The sequence below is a fragment of the Brucella sp. LJL56 genome (assembly GCF_054871705.1).
Window position 1 is genome coordinate 772,633 of the sequence record NZ_JBTXLQ010000001.1, and the last position, 14,944, is coordinate 787,576.

Sequence of the window (14,944 nt, forward strand, 5' to 3'; positions counted from 1 at the left end):
TATGAATATTCAGCCAAACCGACGGATACGCGGTTTGCGTTCTGTGCCGAGCATCAGTTCGCCCAGCGCCCAGACGAGTGCATCAAGCCGGTCCGGCGACCGCCCGCTGGAAAGACCGCCCGGCGCGAAGTCGCACATTTCGTCCTCCAGCGCCGGGAACCGTCCGACATGGCGGATGCGCCCCTGTTCATAGAGTGCGGCCACTGGCTCTGCCCGTAGAAACTTGCCCCGCGAGGCATGGCGCTTGAGAACCGGCACACTCGCATCCTCCGCGGCCAGCACCGCTGCCACCATCTCGCCGCCCTGATTGACCTCCGCGACAATCGCATCAGCCTGATGCGCATGGAAAAGCGCAATGGCCTTTCGCGCCCATTGATGCGGCTTCGCGGCGTTCATGCTGGCATCCGCCAGCACGTGGCCGTTTCCTTCATCGTCAAGACCGGCAACGACAATGCCGCAGGCATCCGATGCCTTGCCCGAAGACGCCGGCGGGTCGATAGCCACCACGATACGCACCAATTCGGGTATTCCGGGTTCGAAACATCGCTCGATGAGGTCGCGCGACCAAAGCGCATCGGCGCGTTCCTCGATCAGTTCGCCGTCGAGTTCCTGTCGCCCAAGACGCGTCCCGGCATAGCGATGGTTGATCGTCTGCATGAAACCCTGCGCCAGATTAGCCGCGTTTTCGTCCGTCCGCATATGCGTCATCGAAACCGAGGCATCGCCGATCAAGGTTTTCAGGAGCGGAACCGCGCGCGGCGTCGTGGTCACAACCTGTCTCGGAAAAGTTCCAAGACGCAGACCGAATTGCAGCATGTCCCAGGTTTCCTGCGGATTTTTCCATTTCGCAAGCTCGTCACACCATGCGGCGTCGAATTGCGGACCGCGCAGGCTGTCGGGATCTTCGGAAGAATAGAGCGACGCCACCGCGCCGTTCTCCCATAAAAGCCTGCGGCGGGTCGCTTCATAACGGGGGCGCGCCAGCCGCGACACCGCCAGAATGCCGGACGGCCCGTCCACCATGACCTCGCGCGCATCGCCAAGGGTTTCGCCGACCAGCGCGATCTGCCCGGATAATGTCTTGGCAAAGGGCGGCAGCCCCAGCGCCATGCCGGACGCCCATTCCGCGCCTGCCCGCGTTTTGCCGGAGCCGCGCCCGCCCATGATGAGCCATGTGCGCCAGTCACCATAAGGCGGCAATTGCGCATCACGTGCCTGAAGCAGCCACTCCGCCTCCGCTGCTTCCACTTGCTGCGGCGTCAGGCCCGCCGTCCAAGATCTCCCGCGCCCGACTTTCTGCAAGTTCGTTTATCCTCCTGCTTATGCGCATCAGCGCCTTGCGCGTTTCGCCCAACGAAGCGACCGCGCCACCGGCGGGCGACTGGCTGGTCGGCCTCTCCTCGGCGGTCAGCTCGCCGACGGATTTAACGGCACGTGCAAGCGCCATCAGCGCTTCCGACTTGCTCTTGTCCGGCAGGTCTTCCCCGTCGAGCAACCGTTTCAGCTCGGCCTGCAATCGCTCCAGAATGGCATCGCGTGTCCGCTTATCCGAATCAGGCGCTGCAGATGAACAAGCCAGATTCAGGCGGTTCAGACGATTGAGATATTGGCTTACCGAGACAGACAGCAATTCCGCCATATCCGCGGGGTCGATGCCGTGTGCAATCTGCAACCGATGCGCCGTACGAATGCGCGCTTCACCGCGCGACATCTTTTCCACAATTTTAGGGTGTGTTTTCACCATCTTCACAATTGCCTTAAACGACATAACCCTGAAAAGCCGCTATAGCTTTTCAGGGTTATGCACACCGGTATCGGCTGGGGGTATATAGCGTAACCGGCGCCAGTCGCACTTCTTTGACTGTATAAAAAACTTAGCAAAGCACCGTTACGCAGTCAAGGACTATTTTCCTATTAATTGATTTTTTTCCTATCCATGAAAGCTGCCGACGTTTTAACCATTTCACATGAGCTGTGGCTTATTTATCTGCTATGATGGGTAGGCAAGTTCCGCCTGTCTCCGAAACCAACCATGCCGAAGTCAATGTTATGCGTAAGACGGCAGAAAAAAATCCCGGAAGCGAGAAGCGCAAACCGTTCAGGGTTTCGCGCTTGATCGGGCTCGACGCGTGGATCGATTCCACCCTTTATAGCCTGCGTTACAATCTCGGTGAGTGGTGGGAAAACATCACCATTTTCTCGCGGCGTTTTCGGGTGCGCGGTTTCCGGCGTTTCGTGGTCGAAGTTCTCGATGAAGGATTTACGCTCGGTGTCGGCGGTGCGGTGCTGATGCTCGTCCTGGCCCTGCCCGCCTTTGAGGAAACCAAGAAGGACTGGCGCGCGCAGGACGATTATGCCGTCACCTTCCTTGATCGCTACGGCAATGAAATCGGGCAGCGCGGCATTCTGCATCGTCAGGCGGTGCCAATCGATGAATTGCCGGACCATGTCATCAAGGCCGTGCTCGGTACCGAGGACCGGCGCTTTTTCGACCATTACGGCATCGACTTCTGGGGGCTGACCCGTGCGCTCAGCCAGAATATGCGCGCCAATGGCGTCGTTCAGGGCGGCTCGACCATCACGCAGCAGCTTGCCAAAAACCTTTTCCTCTCCAACGAACGCACCATCGAACGCAAGATCAAGGAAGCCTTCCTCGCGCTTTGGCTGGAAAGCAATCTCAGCAAAAAGGAAATCCTGCAGCTTTACCTCGACCGCGCCTATATGGGCGGCGGAACCTTCGGTATCGCAGCCGCTTCGGAATTCTATTTCGGCAAGAGCGTGAAGGATGTCTCGCTGGCGGAAGCCGCGATGCTGGCCGGTTTGTTCAAGGCGCCGGCCAAGTTCGCGCCGCATGTCAATCTGCCCGCAGCGCGTGCGCGCGCCAATGTCGTGCTTTCCAACATGGTTGAAAGCGGTTTTCTGAGCGACGGACAGGTGGCCGTTGCGCGCCGTCATCCGGCCAGCATTATCGACCGCGCCAAGAATGAAAGCCCTGACTACTTCCTCGACTGGGCTTTCGAGGAAGTGAAGAAAGTCGCCGCCCACATTCCGCAGCACACACTGATCGTGCGCACCACACTCGACCGCAACCTTCAGAAGGCAGCGGAAGAATCGCTCGAATATCACCTGCGCCAGTTCGGCAAGGATTATAATGTTGCGGAAGCGGCAACCGTCGTCATCGCCAATGACGGGTCCGTTCGCGCACTGGTCGGCGGACGGGACTATGGCGAAAGCCAGTTCAACCGTGCCACAAAGGCATTGCGGCAGGCCGGGTCTTCCTTCAAGCCTTATGTCTATGCGGCTGCGATGGAAAAGGGCCTGACGCCCAGCACCATCGTTTCGGACGCCCCGATAAGCTGGGGCAACTGGTCCCCGCGCAATTATGGCCGCAGCTTCGCGGGCCGCGTGGACCTGACGACCGCCCTTGTCCGCTCGTTGAACAGTGTGCCCGTCCGGCTGGCACGCGATTATCTGACCACCGCTCCCATTGTCGCCCTGACCAAGGCGATGGGCGTGGAATCGCCGATCTCGTCACACAAGACCATGGTGCTCGGCACATCGGAAATGACAGTGATGGATCAGGCCACCGGCTTCAACGTGTTTCCGAATGCGGGCATGGCCGGCAACCGTCATGCATTCACACAGATCGTTTCGTCGGAAGGCAAGGTGCTGTGGGATTTCGGTCGCGATGCCGCGAAGCCGCACAGGGCACTGTCGGAGAAAGCTGCACTCGAAATGAATTCCATGCTGGTGCAGGTGCCTGAACGCGGCACCGGACGCCGGGCGGCATTGCCGATGACGCGGGTGGGCGGCAAAACCGGCACGACGCAGAACTATCGCGATGCGTGGTTCGTCGGCTTCACCGGCAATTTCACGGCCGCTGTCTGGTTCGGCAACGACAATTTCACCCCGATGAAGGAAATGACCGGCGGCGTTCTGCCCGCCATGGCCTGGCAACGCATGATGGCCTATGCGCATCAGAACATCGAACTGAAACCCATACCGGGCGTGACACCGCCGTTCCCGGCGCCGCCCAAGAAAAGCGAGCCGCAAGTGGCGAATGCCAAGCCGGAAGAAACCATGGCCGCACCTCCACGCGTATTATCTCCTCTGTCGACAAAAGTTATCAAGGAGCTGCATGACCGCTTCCTTGCAGCCCCGCCTCTGCCTAAGATTGCCGAGCGCACGAAAATATCGGTACTCTGAGGGGCGATGTTCAAGAGGATATTCAACACGGCGATTGTGCTTGTGCTGGCGCTGGGCGGCGGCATCTGGAGCGTCGACAAGGTTCTCGACCGTTTTGAGGGTTTCGGTGAACTCCGTGTCGGGGTCTGGGGCGCCTATCCGGCGGCTGGCACGCCCGATGCCGACCCCTATTCCAAGGCCCGCGCAGCTCGCAAAGCCTATCTGCCGCTCGGAACGGCTGAAGGGTTGCCCTTTTACGCGCGCAGCGACAATAGCGGGCGCACGCTGCAGCGCGGTTGTACCTACCACCTGAGCGGCATGACCCCGCCTGCCCGCTTCTGGACCCTCTATCCCGCCACGCCTGATCTCGAGCCGATCAAGCCGCGCGAAGGATTGCAGGAAGCGTTGCATTCCCGCGAAGTGCTTTATGGCGATGACGGCAGCGTCACGATCACAATCGGCCCCGATGCAGCACCCGGCAACTGGCTTCCTGTCGAAGGCAGCGGCGATTTCGTTCTCGTCATGACGCTCTACGACACGCCTGCTGCATCGTCCTCCGGTCTCTCCGATCTGGTGATGCCGAATGTTGCGCGTGTTGCAGGAGCAAATCCGGGAGCGTGCCGTGGCTAGAATTGTCCACCTCCTTCTCCTCGGCGTCGTGGGCGCTGCGATTGTTCATATCGCGGTTCTTTTCCTCGTTCCCTTCTATTCAGACAAGAACGCATGGTCGCGGATCGAAGCCGGAAGCGAGCCATACCGTTTCCACCGGCTGGACGAGAAAACCGGTCCGGTCAGCGACAGCGACCCGCTGGTGCAGCAAGCCACCTGCCGCTTCGATCTTGCCGATGGTCCCGTGCACATCACGACCGGGGCAAATGTACCCTATTGGTCACTCTCGATCTATGCGCCCAACGGGGATAATCTCTACAGCTTGAACGACAGCGTTTCCAACGAACGCAAGCTCGACCTGATTGTTGCCGACCCGATCGGCATGGCAAGCCTGCGCTCGGATGGAACGCAGGCTGACGCCCGTTCAATCCTGATCGAACAGAATATCGGCGAAGGTGCCGCCGTGCTGCGTGTTTTCGTGCCTGATGCAACGTGGAACACGGAAATGCGGCGCTTCTTCAACGACGCACAATGCACGCCCTTCGAAGGGCTCTGAAAACCGAAGCCAATGGCGTGTCTTTATGGCACGGTTAATGAGTTGCTAAGGCTTCAACGTTACTATCCGGAATACCGACCCATGCGGGGTGCATTTGCGCATCAACCGGCTGCCGCCGGATGCGTGATCTGCAATTTGGGGCGGGTGAGTTGTGTGCCTACCGGAGTATTCTGCGTGACAAATGAACAGTTCCGCGCCCTGGAGGATATTTCAGGCCACCGGAGCCCGTCGAATTCAAAAGCGGGGAAAGCCAAGGCGGACGACCTTCTGGCGGCCGCGATTTCGGCGTTTGCGGGTATCACGCGCCCCGGACGGCAGGATATGCAGCAGCTTGAAGATCTTGCCCTGCCGCTTCTGCAATGCGCTTCCACCCGAGGCAAGCGTCATGCTGCCAATGCGCTGGCACAATTGGAGGACGCGCCCCGTCGTCTCATTCTGGCACTGGCTGACGAGCCCGTCGAAATCTCCGCGCCTATTTTGCTGCGCTCTCCCCTTCTACGCCCTGCCGACCTGATCGAGATCATCGGCAAGAACGGCCTTGCCCATGCGCGTGCCATTGCGCGGCGCCAGTCCGGCGACGCTCTTCTGCAAGGCGTGCTGCGCAGTTTCGCCGATCCGGTCATTGACCGCACGCTGACGCTTCAGGAAAACCTCGCCAATATCGAGGCTGAACCGCTCGAAAGACCGGATGTGCCTGATCTTTCCGCAGCCAGCACACCGCTGATGAAGGAAGACAGCTCCGAACGGCTGGCGCGCGCCCTGCAACAGCCTTTCTTCGAGGCAGGCGCCATCACCGGCTCGCAGCATCTCATCGATACCGCGCTTCTGATCGATAGCCAGTTTTTCCGCAATGCGCTGGCCGATGCGCTCGACCTGTCCTTCGAACGGTCCGACGCGATCATCGGACAGTGGCCGGATTCGCACCTGCCGATTGCGCTCAAGGCGCTCGGACTGTCGCCTGCGGAATGCTATCTCGTCATGACGGCCATTCTGGGCCCTATCGACACCAATCGCGACAGCCTGCGAGAGTTTGTCCATATCTATCGCTCCATCGACCGCGAAAAGGCAATGGCGCTCGTGCGGCGCTGGAAGGCCGAGGATATGTCAGCCATGCTGCGCGGCAAACTGCGTGAAATGGCCGAATCCGAAGACGACACCCCGCTCGTGGATGCCGCCAATTCCGATCACCAATCGCTTCAGCGATCCGTGAAATAGCCTGTACCGAATAGCGTTTTAGAACGCTTCTCCGTCCTGCGAAATCGAGAACAGTTCCGACGCATCGGCTATATCTTCCAGCTCGACCAGCCAGAGGTCGGGATCGAAGCGAGTTTCGCGCGCCATGCGGTCGCCTGCCGCCGCCTCATCGGCGTCGTGAAGAATGCGCAGGAACATGCGCTCCCCATCATTATCCTCTTCATAAGAGGTTTGCGGTGCAGGCGAATATAGATCGCAGGTGCCGAAGCGCGAGCTTACCTTGATGAAGATGGCACCGGCTTCCGGCGAACCGCGACGGGCGAGATAGGCGAAGCCCCCCGCGCCTTGCACCTTGCGGATCAATGCCGAAACCCAGAAATCGGATGTCAGGCGCATCGGGAACCCATCAGCTTATAAGGCCGATCTCGCGCATCTTCGCGATGAGTGTCGCGTCGATTTCGCCGGTCACCGGCATGCTGAACAGTTTCTGGAATTCGCGCACCGCTTCCTGTGTCGCCTTGCCCGGCTGACCGGTCACCGGCACGGTGTCATTGCCGAATGCCTTCAATCCGGCCTGCACACGAATGATATCCTGTGAGGTCACTTTCCCCGATTGCACGACAGGCGTTGCTGCCACCTGCTTTTTCGGTGCCGGTTTTTCATAGGATACGAGGGCGGGCTTCGGCTTTGAAACCGTTTCCGTCTTCAAGACCGCTGGCTGCGGACGCGGCGTCGGAACCGCTACCTCGATGGCTTTGGCAACCTCGTCCTGAGCCGGGGTACTGTTTTGTACACCGGCCTGCAATTGCGCAGGCATGTTTGCCTCCTGCACGCCAAGCTTTTGCTGCAGGGCGCGCCAGCGCTCCACTGCTTCGCGAGTCTGTGGCCCGGTGAAACCATCCACCGGCCCCTTGTAGACACCAAGCGTGGACAGCCTCTGCTGCAGACGTGCGATTTCAAGATCGGCATTGGGTGCAAGTGCCGGCAGCATGTCGTCGACCGACGCGCTCATATTCAGCCGGTCTGCAGACAGGCTGGCCGCCTCAAGCGTCGGGGCCGCCTCGTTGTTTACGGGTTCGACGGAAGCAGTCCCGGTCGATTTCGGCACGCTATCGCTTGCTGCTGTTCCCGGCAGGACTGCGCGTGGCGTCGGTTTGAACACGAAATCCGGTCTGGTGCGGAAGAACACGGCGTTGTGCGCCTCCGGCTGATACCAAAGCGCATTCGCAGAAACGAAACTCATCACCACCAGAAACGCTGTTGCCCCGCCGGTCAGGACGGGGTTGCGGACGATGAAATCTCCGGCAGCAATCGCCAGCACCGAGGCCGATGTAAAGAAGGAGCGAAGGAGCCGCGATCCGAGACTACGCCGTTTTGCGGGTTTGCGCATTTTTCTGCTCCCGGATTTCGTCGTTCTGCCAGTCATTAAGCCTTTCCCCCTGGTGACGGTGAATATCGATCACCGTGCCAAGCTCTGGGCCAAGTTCCTGATATTCGTCTTCTCCCATGACAAACTGCGGGCCTGCCACCGGAAGGCGGATCGTGACGATCGTGCCTTCACCGGGGCAGCTTTTCAGCAGCATCGTTCCCTGATGCAGTTCCACCAGCCCCTTGACCACCGAAAGTCCAAGGCCGCTTCCCTCCTGTGCGCGCGTATAGTTATTGTCGGCACGCACGAATGGCGTGCCGATGCGCTGCATATCTTCCGGTTCGATTCCGATGCCCGTATCCGACACGCTGATTTCCAGCATCGGGCGACCGTCAGTCATCACGCGGGTCGCATCGATGGTGACGCAGCCGCCGCTTTGCGTAAACTTCACCGCATTTCCGGCCAGGTTGAGCAGAATCTGCTGGACGGCCCGACGATCCGCTACCAGTTCACCAATGCCGGTGCCGACGCGATGGCAGAAGGCAACGCCTTTCTTTTCAGCCTGCGGCAGCATGACGGCGGTGCACATTTCAGCCGCCTCGCGGAAAGCGAAGTTCTGGGGGTCGATGCTGTAATTGCCGGTTTCCAGACGCGAGTTATCGAGTACGGCATTCACGAGTTCCAGCAGATAATGGCCGGACTGATGAATGAGGCCCGCATATTCGCGCTGCTTCTCATTTGCCAGCTTGCCGCCCATTTCATGCGACAGCATGTCGGAAAAGCCGATGATCGAATTGAGTGGCGTCCGCAGCTCATGGCTGACGGCGGCAAGCAGGCGGCCCTTGCCGATACGCTCTGATTCCAGTTCCGCTTTCAGCGTTGCGATCTCGTCCAGAAGCTTCTGCTCCCCTTCGAGCGAACGGCCGATCAGCGTGATGGCGTGGGCGCTTGCAGCCCCCTCAAGGCGATAGGTCCGGAAGAGCATATCGCCATCTTCGATGGAACGCAGCCGCACATCGATCTTGCGCGAAGCAGTGCCAGCACGAAGATCGGCCAGAAGTGAAAGATACTGCACGCGGTCAGCCACATGAACGCGGTCCATCAGCGCCGTGCCTTCCAGCATTTTCGGCTGTACGCCCAGAAGCTTCGCCGAGTTCGTATCGACCGAAGACACCACACCATCCAAATCGAGACCGAACTGCACGTCACCGGCTGCAACGGCGATTTGCGGCGCGCTGACATTGATCTGCGCAGGCTTGGCAGCGCTCGCAAAGCCACGCGCAACAAGGCTTGCCGCATAAAGTACGAGAACAGCGACGGACACATAGCTGCCGCCGGAAATGGCACCACCGCCTGCCATCGCAAAATAGCCGAGAATCATGGCCGCCAATGCGGCACCCGCTGCTGCGGCAGCAGGCTTGCGGGTCGCAAACCAGACTTCAAGCGGCAGAGCGGCTGCCATCAGCCACAGAACCGCATTGCCGGACGAAAAAGCGCCGATAGCGGCAAGGCCCGCGCCATAGGCAGCGAAGTTCAGGCCAGCCAGAACAGGCGTAGCGACGCCCATCAGCGACAGCGCACAAAGGATCATGGCGATACCCGCAAAGCTGACGCTGAGAATCGCAAATTCCGTAAAGCCCGGTGTTACGCCGGAAGCAATCAAGGCGGCACAAAGCAGGACCGGCACGGTGATGACCGAACCGATGACACGTATGGAGGCCGCATCGGGATTGGATACCCAGCGGCGGCAGAAACGTTCGTAAAAACGGCTGATCACCTGCACGCTGGTGCGGGCGGTATCGGCTGTTTTCAAAAGAATGGCGTTCAACGTGCCGTACTCACTCAATACTCTTGCATGATCGAAACCGGAAAACCGTTCGCTATGACGACGCTCTTCCAGCCAGCAACAGATTGCAGCCGAGGCTTTAAAGAAACGATAAAACGGGACCGCCCAAAGCGGATAAGTCACACGCCGGGTCTGCTTTTCTGCCTATGGTAAACAGAGAGTAGCAATCAGTTGGGTGAAACCACCACGACCACACAATTCTGACGTTCAATGGTCGCATTATGAATCGTTCAGTTACGGAATCTTTTCGAATTCATCCGACATTGGCGCAAACCAAAGGCTCGTAACCGCAAGAAGGCAATGATCCGTTTTCTCCTCAAATCCGTATTCTGGTTGTCGTTGGCATTCATCGTGATGCCGCGCTTCTTCGCTGCGGATGAGCAAAACAAGCCGCAGGAGAAACCCGCTATTGCCGAGACGAAGCGGGAGCCGGATTCAATCGACCAGCTTCTTGCCAATAGCAAAACCGCCGTGGAACTGGGCAAGCTGTGCATCGACAACCCTTCCTTCTGCCAGAATGGTACCTCGCTTGTTTCCAGCGCCGGAAGCGGACTTCTTGAAGGAAGCCGCGCGGCGCTCGAATATCTGAGCGACCGCTTCGGCACCAAGCCGCAACCGCCTGCAAAAGTGGAACCGACGGCCGCCGAACCTGTACAGGCCGCGACCGGCATTCCCATCCCGACATCGCGGGAAGAAGCCTTGCGAGCACTCGACCGCCGCGTGACTGGTTCAATTCAACGCTAGAGCGTTTTTTAAACGCGCATCTTGTCCGAAAACCGTTTCACACTTTTCAGGATGCGCTCGAGTTTTCCGTGACCTCGCCACGTTTCATGACTATATAAGCGGCAACGACTTTCTTTCAGGCGAGTATTATGACCACGACCATCGATAGCATCATGTCCGATTTCGAATTTCTCGATGATTGGGAAGACCGCTATCGCTATGTCATCGATCTCGGCAAGGAACTGCCGCCCTATCCCGACGATGCACGCGATGCCGCGCACAAGGTTAAGGGCTGCGTCAGCCAGGTCTGGCTGAAGACGCTGCCACAAGGCGGCAACGATCCGGTCATAGAATTTCTGGGCGATTCCGATGCGCATATCGTGCGCGGTCTGGTGGCCATCGTGCTGGCGCTTTATTCGGGCCAAAAGGCTTCGGACATTCTCGCCGTGGACCCGGAAGCCATCCTGAAAAAGCTCGGCCTCGATGAACATCTGACGCCGCAGCGCTCCAACGGACTGCGCGCCATGGTGGCGCGCATCCGTCGTGAGGCAGAGCTCGCGAAAGAATCAGCCTAAGAGTTTTTCGACCGACAAGGCTGCCGCCAGCAGCCTTTTGTCCGTGCTGCCGCGTGCGCTGAGCATGAAGCCGGTCGGCAGGGTCATGCCCGGCATCGGCACGGTGATGCTGCACAGGTCGAACTGGTTTCCAACCTGCGTATCACGCAGCAGCAGCCCTTCCACACGGTCATATTCAGCCTCGTCATTGCTGACCGAAGCAATCGTCGGCGCAACAATCGGCGTGGCGGGCGTTACGAACATATCGAAGCCGCTCAGGCGCTCATCCATTTCGCGAACAAGCGTCGCGCGCGTTTCCATGATCCCGCGATAGGTTTCCATCGGCACCTTGATGCGGACAGCCAGCGGGCGCTTCACACGGATATCAACATTGGCATCCGGATCGCCAAGCCAGGTCGATGCGTGGACATGGCTTGCCTCGATCCCGGCGATGGAACCGGCACGTGTTGCCTCGCGCAGGCGCTGGATCAGGTCATCGACCTCCAGGTCCGCAATGATCGCCCCAGCCTTTTCGAGAAGCGCTACCGTCGCCTCGAAGTGCCTCGCCACGTCCGGCTCCATATCGGCCAGGAGGTAGCCCTTCGGCAGCGCGACGCGCAGGCCCTTGAGCGGCAAGGCATCCGGCAGGACCGGCGTTTCACCCGCCATGACCGCATCGGTCATGATCGCATCGGCCACCGTTTTGGTCAGCGGACCGATGGAATCGAGCGAAGGCGCCAGCGGAAATGCACCGTCGAGCGGAATGCGCCGGGCGGTCGGCTTGAAACCGACAATACCATTCAACGCTGCCGGAATGCGCACCGATCCGCCGGTATCCGAACCGATGGCGATTTCGCTTGTACCTTCCGCCGCCGAGACGGCAGCGCCCGACGACGATCCGCCCGGAACGCGCGTGGGATCAATGGCATTGCCGGGCTCGCCATAATGCGGATTGAGGCCGACCGGCGTGAAGGCAAATTCCGTCATATGGGTCTTGCCGACAATAACCGCACCTGCATCGCGTAGACGCCGCACGATCGTAGCGTCCTGCGTCGCCGGGGCAGCGGCGCAGCGAACAACCGAACCGGCAAGCGTCGGCTCTCCGGCAACGTCGAAAAGGTCCTTGATCGAAACAATACGCCCGTCGAGCGGCCCGAGCGCGCGTCCATCACGAAGACGCGCATCGGCTGCATCCGCCTCGGCCCTAGCCTGCGTTTCATAGACCTTGCTGAAAACGTGTTCGTTCGCTGCCCGCGCTTCCAGTCGCGACAGGATGCTTTCCAGCCGATCCCGTACTGAATTCATGTGATTTCTCCCCACTTCCCCAACGGGCACAGAGTCCCTTTGAGAAAGAGGCGATAGACCCACCTCCGATAGCTGTCAATGAAGGAGAGACGTCATCTATTTTGCGGTCGCATCTGCGGTCGATAGTCGTCGGTTCCCCAATGCAGGATTGCGCTTCTGCCCCGTTCCTTTTCAAGTTGAGGGTTATAATGCCTGTGCAGGGTGGCCAGACCGACCTTGAGCAGCATCTTGGCCGAACGCACGGGCCATTGCCGCTCGCGCTCCACAGCTTCAAGACCTTTCAGGAAGCAGCAGATATCGACCAGAACGCCGTTCAGTTCCGGCCCGACCGCCTCCAGCGCCCGCTCGACACGGATACGGCTGGCAAGTGCAATATCGGTCAGCTCAGCCATGCCACCCGGCCCGCTGCGCCGGCCTCCGACACTGGTATCCCAGCGCATTGTCACAGACGGCATCAGCAATCCGCGCGTGAAGTCGGCGCGTAGCCTTTCACCGGCAAGAAACTCGTTTTCCGAGATGAAGGTAGAACCGTTCGCATTCTTGCGCCTGTAGAGCATGGCAAGCGGCGATTCCTCCGGGTTGATTTCGACCCTTTCGCCCTGCAGGTACTCGATGGTCTGCGTGTTTCCTGCCAGACGGGGTAACGGCTTGCCGTCCTCCTTCGACCGCTTTGCGTAATGCCGCGATGCAACAAGACGCTCCTCGTCCCAACACAGCAACCCCTTCTTCTGCATGGCCTCCAGTTCGGCGCGGGAAGCGGCGATTGTCCCCTGATCCGTGGCGAGCAACACATGCGTAGCGCGAACTGAATCCTGAACCTCGCAGCCTCCATTCTTCAAAAAGCGCATAATTCTCGCTTCAGACACAGACAACTGCTTGGTCATGCCGCCAACCTCCAGGCCGTGAAAGCACTTTGCGCAATCCGCTCGAATGTCGAGACGATTGCATCGAATTCGGTATCGTCGCGCATGTCTTCCACCAGATGGCAGGCATGCATCACTGTTGTCCGGTCCCGCGCAAATCCGGCGGCCACTTCACGCATCGCCATGCCGAAAGCTGTATGCGCGACATACATGCCGATCTGCCGCACGCGAGCAACCTCCCGCCGGCAACGCAACGGAGACCGCAATTCCATGCCGGACACACCGAACATGGCAACCAGCAGATCGATAAGGGCATCACACAGGGCTATGTTCTGCTGCTCCCGCGATCGGTCGGCGACACTCCCCACCCTTTCGAGGTTAAGGCTTCGCCCATGCCGCGCCGCAAGCAACTTCAATGCTTCGAAAGCTTCCGCCCGCGTATGAATGACATCCGATAGTTCCAAAGACATTCATCTTTCCTCGCCAGAATAGGAATATCTTCTTATACGGAGGAAATTGCAAGTGTGGATAAGTTTCGTAGAAGGAATTGCTATCGCGGGTTATTTTCGACAGCTCTAACATAGGCTAAAGCCTTACGAGAGTTGCATTAACCCGTCTCCACCAAGTGCGATCCATCGCCATTTTACAGAAATATCCGGCAAATTCTAGGAATATTATCCAACATCATTTCACGTGGCTCATGCTCACTGGTATCGAGAAATGAGGGTTTTCGCCATGGAAGCAGATCTTAAACATGCCCGCGCACTATTTTTTGCCCGACAAAAGCAGAATCAATTAACGGCCATGCAGCGTATTGCTTTGCAGATCATTGCGGGCATCGATCTGGATGAAGTTCTCAAAGCGCCGCAAGAGGAGAAGGAACGAACCAAACGGCGCCTGACGCGCCTCATGGAAAGAGAGCGGCAGAAAGGAATGTGCGGGCATTGGAGCTACGATCTGAACCGGCATATTGCGCTGAAGCAGGCATTCGACCGGATTGGATAAACATTCTACTAGAGCATGCCTCCCGAAAGTGGGAACCGGTTTCGGGATAAAGATATGCGTAAAAACAAACAGATAGAGAATTTCCAATGCTTCAATCAAAACAGGAAATACTCAAGCTTCCGGAAATTCTTAAAAACCCCAAAAAAATGGCCGGTATCGAAAAGCGTGAGCTCAACAATACCGGCCATTTTGGTAACACTTACAAGAACAGATGTGACGAAGCGCAACCTGCTCGGGAGTCAGGTCGATTAAGCCTCCTTAGGCTTGCGGCCCAGGCCCATCTTCTTTGCCAGACGCGAACGAGCAGCAGCATAGTTCGGAGCGACCATCGGGTAATTCGGGTCAAGATCCCACTTTTCGCGGTACTGTTCCGGCGTCATGCTGTAATGGGTCATCAGGTGACGCTTCAGCGACTTGAACTTCTTGCCGTCTTCGAGGCAGATGATGTAATCATCATGAACCGACTTCTTCGGATTAACGGCAGGCTTCGGCTTCTCAACGATGACAGGCGCTTCTTCGCGTTCGACGTGACGCTTGAAAGCGGCATGTACTTCGGCGATCAGCAGCGGCAATTCACCAGCGCGAATCGAGTTATTGCCGACATATGCAGCTACTACATCTGCAGTAAGGCTCAGAAGCAGTTCTGCGCTCTCGTCGTGCGTGTCCAGATTTTCCATCAGATTTCCTTTTTACTTCTTATTGTTGCGTAATCGACGACTGGAGATCCCCGCCTGC

The 14,944-nt window shown here is 58.5% G+C and carries 16 protein-coding genes; 7 read left to right on the plus strand and 9 right to left on the minus strand.

The window, feature by feature from the left end:
• Window positions 1-9 precede the first annotated feature (9 nt).
• Both ACYSN1_RS03815 and ACYSN1_RS03820 read right to left on the minus strand, forming a co-directional pair.
• On the minus strand, window positions 10-1,302 hold the full coding sequence (locus ACYSN1_RS03815; RefSeq protein ID WP_461724463.1) for a DNA-packaging protein: 1,293 nt from the start codon (window positions 1,300-1,302) through the stop codon (window positions 10-12).
• Window positions 1,208-1,744, minus strand: a complete 537-nt coding sequence (locus tag ACYSN1_RS03820) for a hypothetical protein (RefSeq protein WP_461724464.1) — start codon at window positions 1,742-1,744, stop codon at window positions 1,208-1,210. The genes ACYSN1_RS03815 and ACYSN1_RS03820 overlap by 95 nt, the downstream gene beginning before the upstream one ends.
• 305 nt (window positions 1,745-2,049) lie before the next feature.
• Here ACYSN1_RS03820 and ACYSN1_RS03825 point away from each other — a divergent pair, with 305 nt between their 5' ends.
• From ACYSN1_RS03825 to ACYSN1_RS03840, 4 genes are all read left to right on the plus strand, one after another.
• Window positions 2,050-4,206, plus strand: coding sequence for a penicillin-binding protein 1A (locus ACYSN1_RS03825; protein WP_461724465.1), 2,157 nt, complete (start codon window positions 2,050-2,052; stop codon window positions 4,204-4,206).
• Window positions 4,207-4,212: 6 nt separating this feature from the next.
• Window positions 4,213-4,815, plus strand: coding sequence for a DUF1214 domain-containing protein (locus ACYSN1_RS03830; RefSeq protein ID WP_461724466.1), 603 nt, complete (start codon window positions 4,213-4,215; stop codon window positions 4,813-4,815).
• Entirely contained in the window at window positions 4,808-5,350 is a 543-nt protein-coding gene (locus ACYSN1_RS03835) for a DUF1254 domain-containing protein (protein WP_461724467.1), read from the plus strand. The genes ACYSN1_RS03830 and ACYSN1_RS03835 overlap by 8 nt, the downstream gene beginning before the upstream one ends.
• Before the next feature lie 174 nt (window positions 5,351-5,524).
• Complete coding sequence (locus ACYSN1_RS03840) at window positions 5,525-6,565, plus strand: DUF2336 domain-containing protein (protein ID WP_461724468.1); 1,041 nt, start codon at window positions 5,525-5,527, stop codon at window positions 6,563-6,565.
• Between the two features lie 18 nt (window positions 6,566-6,583).
• On the opposite strand, the gene ACYSN1_RS03845 is transcribed toward ACYSN1_RS03840, so the two are convergent.
• The 3 genes from ACYSN1_RS03845 to ACYSN1_RS03855 are packed head-to-tail and all read right to left on the minus strand — an operon-like array spanning window position 6,584 to window position 9,741.
• Window positions 6,584-6,940, minus strand: coding sequence for a DUF1491 family protein (locus ACYSN1_RS03845; RefSeq protein WP_461724469.1), 357 nt, complete (start codon window positions 6,938-6,940; stop codon window positions 6,584-6,586).
• Window positions 6,941-6,950: 10 nt separating this feature from the next.
• Entirely contained in the window at window positions 6,951-7,934 is a 984-nt protein-coding gene (locus tag ACYSN1_RS03850; protein ID WP_461724470.1) for a peptidoglycan-binding domain-containing protein, read from the minus strand.
• Window positions 7,909-9,741, minus strand: a complete 1,833-nt coding sequence (locus ACYSN1_RS03855; RefSeq protein WP_461725268.1) for a sensor histidine kinase — start codon at window positions 9,739-9,741, stop codon at window positions 7,909-7,911. The genes ACYSN1_RS03850 and ACYSN1_RS03855 overlap by 26 nt, the downstream gene beginning before the upstream one ends.
• A 318-nt stretch (window positions 9,742-10,059) precedes the next feature.
• Between ACYSN1_RS03855 and ACYSN1_RS03860 the strand changes: the two genes are divergently transcribed.
• Window positions 10,060-10,503 (plus strand): hypothetical protein, encoded by a 444-nt coding sequence (locus ACYSN1_RS03860; RefSeq protein WP_461724471.1) that lies wholly within the window; start codon window positions 10,060-10,062, stop codon window positions 10,501-10,503.
• 128 nt (window positions 10,504-10,631) lie between these two features.
• Window positions 10,632-11,057 carry a SufE family protein gene (locus ACYSN1_RS03865; protein ID WP_461724472.1) on the plus strand — a complete coding sequence of 142 codons (426 nt, stop codon included), beginning with the start codon at window positions 10,632-10,634 and terminating at the stop codon, window positions 11,055-11,057.
• On the opposite strand, the gene ACYSN1_RS03870 is transcribed toward ACYSN1_RS03865, so the two are convergent.
• From ACYSN1_RS03870 to ACYSN1_RS03880, 3 genes are all read right to left on the minus strand, one after another.
• Entirely contained in the window at window positions 11,049-12,341 is a 1,293-nt protein-coding gene (locus tag ACYSN1_RS03870; protein ID WP_461724473.1) for an amidase, read from the minus strand. The genes ACYSN1_RS03865 and ACYSN1_RS03870 overlap by 9 nt on opposite strands.
• 92 nt (window positions 12,342-12,433) lie before the next feature.
• Complete coding sequence (locus tag ACYSN1_RS03875) at window positions 12,434-13,225, minus strand: DUF6456 domain-containing protein (RefSeq protein WP_461724474.1); 792 nt, start codon at window positions 13,223-13,225, stop codon at window positions 12,434-12,436.
• A complete protein-coding gene (locus tag ACYSN1_RS03880) occupies window positions 13,222-13,668 on the minus strand; it encodes a helix-turn-helix domain-containing protein (RefSeq protein ID WP_461725269.1) in 447 nt (148 codons plus the stop codon). Before ACYSN1_RS03880 ends, ACYSN1_RS03875 begins: the two co-directional genes overlap by 4 nt.
• Before the next feature lie 271 nt (window positions 13,669-13,939).
• On the opposite strand from ACYSN1_RS03880, the gene ACYSN1_RS03885 reads away from it, so the two are divergent.
• Window positions 13,940-14,209, plus strand: a complete 270-nt coding sequence (locus ACYSN1_RS03885) for a cytoplasmic protein (RefSeq protein WP_461724475.1) — start codon at window positions 13,940-13,942, stop codon at window positions 14,207-14,209.
• 248 nt (window positions 14,210-14,457) lie between these two features.
• Here the strand turns inward: ACYSN1_RS03885 and ACYSN1_RS03890 are convergent, their stop codons facing one another.
• On the minus strand, window positions 14,458-14,886 hold the full coding sequence (locus tag ACYSN1_RS03890) for a Ros/MucR family transcriptional regulator (protein WP_461724476.1): 429 nt from the start codon (window positions 14,884-14,886) through the stop codon (window positions 14,458-14,460).
• Window positions 14,887-14,944 lie beyond the last annotated feature (58 nt).

What these genes read in the sequence shown, in the direction of transcription:
- ACYSN1_RS03820 (WP_461724464.1), bottom strand. Translation starts at nt 1,744, where the DNA reads ATGGTGAAAACACACCCTAAAATTGTGGAAAAGATGTCGCGCGGTGAA.
- ACYSN1_RS03825 (WP_461724465.1), top strand. Translation starts at nt 2,050, where the DNA reads ATGCGTAAGACGGCAGAAAAAAATCCCGGAAGCGAGAAGCGCAAACCG.
- ACYSN1_RS03830 (WP_461724466.1), top strand. Translation starts at nt 4,213, where the DNA reads ATGTTCAAGAGGATATTCAACACGGCGATTGTGCTTGTGCTGGCGCTG.
- ACYSN1_RS03845 (WP_461724469.1), bottom strand. Translation starts at nt 6,940, where the DNA reads ATGCGCCTGACATCCGATTTCTGGGTTTCGGCATTGATCCGCAAGGTG.
- ACYSN1_RS03850 (WP_461724470.1), bottom strand. Translation starts at nt 7,934, where the DNA reads ATGCGCAAACCCGCAAAACGGCGTAGTCTCGGATCGCGGCTCCTTCGC.
- ACYSN1_RS03860 (WP_461724471.1), top strand. Translation starts at nt 10,060, where the DNA reads ATGATCCGTTTTCTCCTCAAATCCGTATTCTGGTTGTCGTTGGCATTC.
- ACYSN1_RS03865 (WP_461724472.1), top strand. Translation starts at nt 10,632, where the DNA reads ATGACCACGACCATCGATAGCATCATGTCCGATTTCGAATTTCTCGAT.
- ACYSN1_RS03870 (WP_461724473.1), bottom strand. Translation starts at nt 12,341, where the DNA reads ATGAATTCAGTACGGGATCGGCTGGAAAGCATCCTGTCGCGACTGGAA.
- ACYSN1_RS03875 (WP_461724474.1), bottom strand. Translation starts at nt 13,225, where the DNA reads ATGACCAAGCAGTTGTCTGTGTCTGAAGCGAGAATTATGCGCTTTTTG.
- ACYSN1_RS03885 (WP_461724475.1), top strand. Translation starts at nt 13,940, where the DNA reads ATGGAAGCAGATCTTAAACATGCCCGCGCACTATTTTTTGCCCGACAA.
- ACYSN1_RS03890 (WP_461724476.1), bottom strand. Translation starts at nt 14,886, where the DNA reads ATGGAAAATCTGGACACGCACGACGAGAGCGCAGAACTGCTTCTGAGC.